The sequence below is a fragment of the Bartonella sp. CM86QHHN genome, from assembly GCF_042194695.1.
GTDB lineage: Bacteria > Pseudomonadota > Alphaproteobacteria > Rhizobiales > Rhizobiaceae > Bartonella.
This window is the reverse complement of the sequence record NZ_JBHIND010000020.1, coordinates 1-6913: the sequence shown is the minus strand read 5'-3', so window position 1 is coordinate 6913 and position 6913 is coordinate 1. Positions and strand designations below refer to the sequence as shown.

The following is a 6913-nucleotide window of genomic DNA, read 5'->3' as shown; positions in this document are numbered from 1 at the left end:
AGGAGCAGATTTTACAGAGGTAGGAAAAGCCTTGTTAGAATGTGGAATGCCAACACCTTATTATACCGATCCAGAAAGCAGAAAGCTTAGTATCAATGCATGGGCAACAATTCATGCGTGTATGGTTCAATCAGGATTCCATTATGAAAATGAACATGAGGGTGGATGGTGTTATACTTTTAAAGCCGAAAACCTTCCCATTTGTCGTCCAGGCGCTGTGATCCCGAGGCCCAGTGTCAAGAAGCGCTTAAACAGCCCTTTTTGTAAAAAATATAAAAACGCACCTGAATGCAAACCTTAAGTCTTGCTAGTGATGATCAACAATCCGCCATCCTTGCCTTCGCTTGGAATGGCGCGATTGTTTCCTCACGCACATTATTTAACGGATGAAGAAAAGAAGCATTTGCAAGAAGGTGCTGATGGCAAGGTGCATTTTTTCCTCAATGGTATTCTTACAACACCCTATGAGGCGGCTGTTTATGCGGTTCAACATGCGAAGGATAAAAATGAACCGCTTTATTTTGTTGTGTTCCCAGACGCGGCAAGCAGGGGCTTAGCAACAAGATTCAAAGTATATAAAGATGTGTAAGGGCGTATTGATGTCTATAGCTTTTTATGATTCAATAAAAAAAGTAAGTATTAAAGAAAAAATCTCAAATCAGAAATTAAAGGTGGTCTAAAAGGTGGACCCAAAAAGGTGGACGAGCAATGCTTGAAAAGGTGGACGAGAGGGGACGTTAAGTGAGGGCGATTCATCGGTTATCAGCATCATTCGTAAAGACGTCCTCGCAGGGTAAATATTGTGACGGGGCGGGGCTATGGTTGAATGTTCGAAAAGACAATACACGCTCTTGGTTTTTTCGCTATACGCACCACAATAAGCGCCGTGAAATGGGACTTGGTCCTGTTACAAAACTCTCTTTAAAAGAAGCGCGTGAGCTTACAAGATATTATAGTGATATTCTTAAAGAAGGCAATGATCCTATTGTCTTTCGAGAACAGACTATTTTAAAACAGCAAAGCAATATTTTTCAAGAAATTGCAAAAGCGGCTTTTGAAAGCAAAAAAGCAGAGTTGAAAAATGAAGGTAAAAACGGTCGCTGGTTTTCTCCACTAGAGTTGCACGTGATTCCACACATAGGTAATTTACCTATAGAAAAATTAACAGCCAATATCATTCGCAATGTTCTCGCGCCCCTTTGGCATGAAAAAGCAGACACAGCGCGAAAAGCACTTAACCGTATCAATATTTGCTTGAAATATGCTGCGGCTCTTGGTTTAGATGTTGATTTACAGGCTTGTATGAAGGCACGCGCTCTTTTAGGAAAACCACGTGCTACATCAACAAATATTCCTGCTATGCCATGGCAAGAGGTTCCGGCATTTTATCAAAGCTTGGATGATAAGATCCTTTCAAATTTAGCACTGAAGCTCTTGATTTTGACTGGAGTACGGTCGTATCCATTGCGCTATTTGCGCCTTGAACAAATTGATAAAGATATATGGACGATACCCAAAGAAAACATGAAAGGTATTGTAGGGAAAGTTTCAGACTTTCGCGTGCCACTAAGTGATGAAGCTTTGAGAGTTATTGAAAAATCTCTCCCCTTTGAAAAAAATGGTTTTCTCTTTTCTGGTCTTAGAGGCAACCCCATTTCTGATGCCACCATGGCAAAGTATATGACAGTTTGTGGCTTAACCTATCGTCCCCATGGTTTTCGGTCAAGCTTACGGGATTGGATAGCAGAGACAACGTCAACACCATTTGAGATTGCCGAAACTGTTCTTGCACATACAGTTGGGAGTTCAGTGACGAAAGCCTACATGCGAACGGATTTTTTAGAACAGCGACATGTTCTCTTGGAACAATGGGCGTCTTTTATATCAGGAAAGGCTTGACAAAATTAAAAATAGAGAGTCTTTTCTCAGAAATTTTTCTCAAATGATGTAAGTGCCTGAACTGGATTCTTTTGCAGCATTTACGTTTACTTCACTTTGAAATAAAAGGAAAAAGTTGGACGATGTTTAAAACATTACTCGCCTTTTAGCTAGAGAAGATTAAAGAGAGATTCCAAAGTGTGATTCATATATAAAGTAGACTTTAATATAGAATATTTGTCAGTTTACCATGTTAATATTATGATTCGATATTTTGTATTGTTGGTTAAGAGTAATGATAAACACTAAAGAATTTTCTTTAAAAACACTTAAACTTGATCTAGAAAATCCTAGAATTCCCAGATTCACAAGTGAAAAGGATGCTATAAATTTTCTTTGTATTACAGAAAAAATTTTGGAATTGGCCGAAGATATTGCTGAAAACGGGTTGTCTCCATTTGAAAAGCTTATGGTAATACAAGATGGAGAGAAGTACGTTGTTAAAGAAGGTAATCGGCGGCTTGCTGCGCTCAAACTTCTTGATAATCCAAGTCTAGCTCCAGAGCATCTAAGTAAAAAGATCGCTAAATATAGTGCTGACCGTAAAATTCACATAACTTCTGTAGAATGTGCTATTGCTTCTGACATAAAAGAAGCAAATCACTGGATGGAGATAAAGCATTTAGGTCAAAATAATGGAAAAGGTGTGAAGCCATGGAATGCTATACAAAAGTCACGTTATTCGCCAGACAATCCGAATAGATTTGCATACCTATTATTGAATCATCTGTTGGAGGATCCTTCATTAGATTATGAGATAACGACTGTCACACGTTTGATTTCTAAAACAACTTTTTTTGAGTATACTGGAATTTATTATAATCAGTTGGAGGACAAGCTCATCTTTTCATGTTCATATGAAGAAAATTCTGCACTTGATAATTTTTTGAAACAATTTGTACAAGATATACTTGAAAAAAAGATAAATTCTCGTTCTTGCAATAATAGAAAAGATATAGAAAAATATTTTGAAATCTTATCTCGCAAATTTGGTCTAACTAAATCATTTGATTCTTCTAATCTAACTAATTTATTTAGTTCTTCTAAAAAGCTTGCTAGAAAAGGCAAGGATAAAAAAGAAACAGAGTATTCTAAAAGAAAAGATAATCTACCTACAAGCGATGCGAATAAAGATGGAAATTATCCAAAACAAAAATTATTTCGCCGCATTTATGATGAAGAAATTGCAGATCAGTTGCAGAAATTAGGTATTATAAAACCCATCAGTATATATTCTTCAGTAAAAAAATTAGGTACTGACGCTGATACACCTCTTGTGTATATAGCGTTTAGTTGTTTATTCGAAGGGCTGACAGGATTTTTAGGCCGAGAAAACAAATCTTTTGATAATTTTTTAAAGGATAAGTTTTCAAAGTATTGTCGATTATTAAAAACCGAACTTGACGATACACAGTATATAAATGAAAATGAGAAAGCTATTTTAGACACTCTAGCGAAGGTTAGAATGCAAGCCAATACAGCTAAACATGCCTTCCGTTCAGCACCCTTGAGTTATCTAGAGGTTCTCAGTGATATACAAGTATTAAAGCCAGTGTTAATGCAATTAATCAATGAAGTGTATGACAAAAAATTGCAGAATGCTCGTCAAATGCTTTAGCCATTGCTGGCCAATATGAACAAAATATGATAACATGGCTTTGTTTTAATACTGTAAGGTTTACAGAGATGGCTTATAATTATTCTCCATTAAGGTATCCTGGTGGCAAGGCTGCACTCTATGGAAGAATCAAAGAAATTTTTGAGAAAAATGGATTAAATGGATGTTCTTATCGTGAGCCTTTTGCTGGTGGGGGCGGATTGGCTCTAAATTTTCTTTTAAATAACGATGTTAAAGATATCTACATTAATGATATTGATCCGTTTATTTGGAGTTTTTGGTATTGTGTTTTGCACAAGACAGAAGAATTAATAGAAAAAATCAATACAACGACCATTAACTTAGAAGAGTGGTATAAACAAAAAGAAATTTCTCCCGAAAACGCAGACGTGCTTAGCGTTGGGTTTGCTGCATTTTTTTTGAATCGCACAAACAGATCTGGAATCATTAAAAATGCTGGTCCTATTGGAGGAAAACAACAAGTTGGGAGTTACAAAATAAACTGTAGATTCAACAAAAGGGACTTAATTAGCCGGATTAGAAATATAAGTGTACAAAAAGATAGGATATATTTAACTCGTTTAAATGCACAGGAATTTTTGCTGCGTTATGGAACTGATGAAAACACCTTTTTTTATATGGACCCTCCTTATTTTAAAAAAGGAAAAGAGCTGTATACTTCATTTTATAAAGCTAAAGATCATTGCGATTTAGAAAGTATCATTTCTAAACATGTGAATGCGCTTTGGTTAATTACTTATGACAACGTAGAAGAAATTAAATTCTTGTACAATCAATATCCTAAAATAGAATTTAATATACGGTATTCTCTACAAAATAAGAGACAAGCTCAAGAACTGATGATTTTCTCACCAAAGATCAAAATTCCACAATCATTAGAACAGAATATAACATCACTTTGTAACGTGGCTTAGCTGCTTTCATAAACAAAATTTGTTCTCTCTACAAGCTTTGAAAGTTTGATTGCTGTCAGTCAATTTCATATTTTAAGGAAAGGTTTGGTGTGTTTAACTCTTTGAGAACCACTATTTTAAATGGGCGAAGACATTCTCTATCGCCTCCATGAGACGAGCAAAATTAAGAAATCATTTTCTAAAGAATTTCGCGCGTCTCAGAGTATGTTTAGAGTTGGATATTTGGTTTTTGTGTAAAAATACTTACAAACGCATCCATAATACGTGAAAAATCAAGCGCTAATAAGAGTATAATGAGTACAATCCATTTCGTATAACGCGACATCACTTTTACACTTTTGTAGGTCATGATGATTTCTTGAAGTATTTCTTTTTCTGCTTCTGTAAGCTCTATATCGTCTTGTGTTTTTTTTCTAGCCATGTTTCCACCCACACAAGCGTTCACCTAGATTATTGTGCTTTAAGATCTCTCTTGCTAAGTTTGAACTGATGGCGTTCAGATCTTGCTTATCTAAATAAATTGGCAACCAGCCAACACAAGAAGAAGCATATTTATTTGTCGCGCAACCAGTCAGAGAGAGCAGTACGCACATCAGCATCACTTTTTTGATTAACTTCACTTTCCACCTCCAGACGTGTTGTGGCTGCTTTTAAAGCTTTTTCTGTTTGCTTTTGTTGCTCTGCTTTTTTCCCAAGAGTAAAAGCTCTTGCTAAAATCATAAAAAAAGCAGCTAAAGCCGCGCCTATTAACAGCAGATTTCTTTTCATCCATAAGATCATAGGCGGTGTTCCTGAAAACGTTTGGCAACAAAGAAAATACCAACACATGCGGCTAAAATCATAATGGTGGCCAATGCCCATTGGATGGGTCCATTTCCTGCTAATAAGCCTCCAAGCCCAGAAAAAGAACCAATAATCGGTGCCAATGCTTCGGCTTTGAAAACCCCCGTTGGTGCTTGCGTTTCTACTGTTTGATAATTGGAGGAAACAAAAGCCCCTTTCGCCCATAAGCCTGTTTCTGCCGCACGCCGGTGTGCTAGACCTTCAAGACGCTTACCGCCTGCTTTGGTCCATTTCTGTAGCTCGGCAGGGACAGCTTCATATTCACCTTGATTGAGCTTTTTTAACAGTGTCGAGTTACAAAAGGCTGTTGTTCCTACATTATAGCAAAACGACACTAACGCCGCGAATTGTTCATCTGTTAATGAAACTGTAACAGCGCGTTCAACGACATTTTCAAATTGTCTTAAGTCTTGGCAAAGAAGTTCTTCTGCTTGCTTTTCCGTGATGGTCATGCCTTCGTAAATAAAAGGCTTTCCAGCATTGTTTGTATGTCCATAACCTATTGTCCACACACCAATGGTATCTTTGTAGGCGTTTAAACGCAAGCCTTCCCATTGTTTGATAAGTGCTAGCCCTTCTGATGATATTTTTCGCATGTGTTGCTCCATAAAAAAGCCCCACACAAGGCGGGGATGAGTGAATATTAAAAATTGCAATTATTGCCTTTTATTAAAAATCTCGTTTCATGTAACTTTTTTCTGTGTTATACGTTACATGAAACATAATGGAGATTTTGTTATGGCTACAATGCACGTCAATGAACGCGTTCAAAAACATCGCAACGCACAAAGAAAAGCAGGTTTGCGTTTAATGCAAATTTGGGTACCAGATATTCGCCAACCGAACTTTGCAGAAGAGTGCCGACGCCAATGTCGCTTAGTCGCAAAAATGGATAAAACAGATACATCTATGCAGTTGTTGATGGATCAATCTTTAATGGATGTTGATGGCTGGACAGAATAATGCGTGGATCTCTCGTCACAATAGCTATGCAAGGCGATTTTGGTAAACCAAGACCTGCGTTAATCATTCAAGCTAATCAATTCAGTGAGCATACAAGTGTAACGGTTTTACCCATTACTAGCACACTTGTTGATGCGCCATTACTCCGCATTACGATTCAGCCAACCGCTAAAAATGGTTTGCAAAAACCTTCGCAAGTCATGATTGATAAGATTATGACGGTAAGATGTGAAAAAGTTAGTCCAGCTTTCGGCTCCATTCATGCAGATAAAATGGTAGAAATTGAACGCTGTTTAGCTGTATTTTTAGGAATAGTAAAATAAAAATAGTATTTCTTTTTATCATCATAAAATAGCTTTGTTTATCTATCCTCTTCATCCATATGGATGACGCCTTCGCCTTCGTCGCATGCGTCTGGTGGGGCGTTTGGGTCGAGGGTATCATCTTTGTCTGGTGTGGTGTTTGCAACGTTTCTAGCTGTGTCTTCTTGGGCTTCATCAAAAAGCTCGCACTCTATTTTTGTGGTGTAACCACTCGTTTTATCAAGTTTGTGCTTAACGCTCTTGATGCGCCATTCTGCTGGAATATAGGGGCGGAAAGGGGGCTCTTGAACAAG

Annotated in this window: 10 protein-coding genes and 1 pseudogene; 7 read left to right on the top strand and 4 right to left on the bottom strand. The window is 37.3% G+C overall.

Translation table 11 applies throughout. The annotated features are described in order from the left end of the window. The 5 genes from ACFIKX_RS01790 to ACFIKX_RS01770 all read left to right on the top strand — a co-directional run. Nucleotides 1–301: hypothetical protein (locus ACFIKX_RS01790; RefSeq protein WP_375627824.1), on the top strand; the 301-nt coding region annotated here is incomplete at its 5' end. 12 nt (nucleotides 302–313) lie between these two features. Further along, nucleotides 314–589, top strand: a complete 276-nt coding sequence (locus tag ACFIKX_RS01785; protein WP_375627823.1) for a hypothetical protein — start codon at nucleotides 314–316, stop codon at nucleotides 587–589. Between the two features lie 152 nt (nucleotides 590–741). After that, nucleotides 742–1899, top strand: coding sequence for a tyrosine-type recombinase/integrase (locus ACFIKX_RS01780; RefSeq protein ID WP_375627822.1), 1158 nt, complete (start codon nucleotides 742–744; stop codon nucleotides 1897–1899). Nucleotides 1900–2173: 274 nt separating this feature from the next. Further along, nucleotides 2174–3556, top strand: coding sequence for a ParB/Srx family N-terminal domain-containing protein (locus ACFIKX_RS01775; protein WP_375627821.1), 1383 nt, complete (start codon nucleotides 2174–2176; stop codon nucleotides 3554–3556). 68 nt (nucleotides 3557–3624) lie between these two features. Continuing rightward, nucleotides 3625–4491: a DNA adenine methylase gene (locus tag ACFIKX_RS01770; protein ID WP_375620555.1), complete on the top strand. Its 867-nt coding sequence runs from the start codon at nucleotides 3625–3627 to the stop codon at nucleotides 4489–4491. A gap of 208 nt (nucleotides 4492–4699) precedes the next feature. On the opposite strand, the gene ACFIKX_RS01765 is transcribed toward ACFIKX_RS01770, so the two are convergent. The 3 genes from ACFIKX_RS01765 to ACFIKX_RS01755 all read right to left on the bottom strand — a co-directional run bounded on the left by ACFIKX_RS01765 (nucleotide 4700) and on the right by ACFIKX_RS01755 (nucleotide 5930). Then, a complete protein-coding gene (locus ACFIKX_RS01765; protein ID WP_375644727.1) occupies nucleotides 4700–4912 on the bottom strand; it encodes a hypothetical protein in 213 nt (70 codons plus the stop codon). Between the two features lie 131 nt (nucleotides 4913–5043). After that, on the bottom strand, nucleotides 5044–5271 hold the full coding sequence (locus ACFIKX_RS01760; RefSeq protein WP_375627820.1) for a hypothetical protein: 228 nt from the start codon (nucleotides 5269–5271) through the stop codon (nucleotides 5044–5046). Then, the gene (locus ACFIKX_RS01755) at nucleotides 5268–5930 is read right to left on the bottom strand and encodes a lysozyme (RefSeq protein ID WP_375627819.1); all 663 of its coding nucleotides are present in this window, start codon (nucleotides 5928–5930) and stop codon (nucleotides 5268–5270) included. Before ACFIKX_RS01755 ends, ACFIKX_RS01760 begins: the two co-directional genes overlap by 4 nt. Nucleotides 5931–6072: 142 nt before the next feature. Here ACFIKX_RS01755 and ACFIKX_RS01750 point away from each other — a divergent pair, with 142 nt between their 5' ends. Together ACFIKX_RS01750 and ACFIKX_RS01745 are read left to right on the top strand one after the other, a co-directional pair. Beyond that, nucleotides 6073–6297 carry an antitoxin MazE family protein gene (locus ACFIKX_RS01750; protein WP_273791685.1) on the top strand — a complete coding sequence of 75 codons (225 nt, stop codon included), beginning with the start codon at nucleotides 6073–6075 and terminating at the stop codon, nucleotides 6295–6297. Further along, nucleotides 6297–6620, top strand: coding sequence for a type II toxin-antitoxin system PemK/MazF family toxin (locus ACFIKX_RS01745; protein ID WP_273791686.1), 324 nt, complete (start codon nucleotides 6297–6299; stop codon nucleotides 6618–6620). Before ACFIKX_RS01750 ends, ACFIKX_RS01745 begins: the two co-directional genes overlap by 1 nt. Nucleotides 6621–6658: 38 nt before the next feature. On the opposite strand, the pseudogene ACFIKX_RS01740 reads toward ACFIKX_RS01745, so the two are convergent. Continuing rightward, nucleotides 6659–6913, bottom strand: a pseudogene (locus ACFIKX_RS01740) (late control protein); the annotation flags it as partial.

What these genes read in the sequence shown, in the direction of transcription:
- ACFIKX_RS01785 (WP_375627823.1), top strand. Translation starts at nt 314, where the DNA reads ATGATCAACAATCCGCCATCCTTGCCTTCGCTTGGAATGGCGCGATTG.
- ACFIKX_RS01775 (WP_375627821.1), top strand. Translation starts at nt 2,174, where the DNA reads ATGATAAACACTAAAGAATTTTCTTTAAAAACACTTAAACTTGATCTA.
- ACFIKX_RS01770 (WP_375620555.1), top strand. Translation starts at nt 3,625, where the DNA reads ATGGCTTATAATTATTCTCCATTAAGGTATCCTGGTGGCAAGGCTGCA.
- ACFIKX_RS01765 (WP_375644727.1), bottom strand. Translation starts at nt 4,912, where the DNA reads ATGGCTAGAAAAAAAACACAAGACGATATAGAGCTTACAGAAGCAGAA.
- ACFIKX_RS01760 (WP_375627820.1), bottom strand. Translation starts at nt 5,271, where the DNA reads ATGATCTTATGGATGAAAAGAAATCTGCTGTTAATAGGCGCGGCTTTA.
- ACFIKX_RS01755 (WP_375627819.1), bottom strand. Translation starts at nt 5,930, where the DNA reads ATGCGAAAAATATCATCAGAAGGGCTAGCACTTATCAAACAATGGGAA.
- ACFIKX_RS01750 (WP_273791685.1), top strand. Translation starts at nt 6,073, where the DNA reads ATGGCTACAATGCACGTCAATGAACGCGTTCAAAAACATCGCAACGCA.
- ACFIKX_RS01745 (WP_273791686.1), top strand. Translation starts at nt 6,297, where the DNA reads ATGCGTGGATCTCTCGTCACAATAGCTATGCAAGGCGATTTTGGTAAA.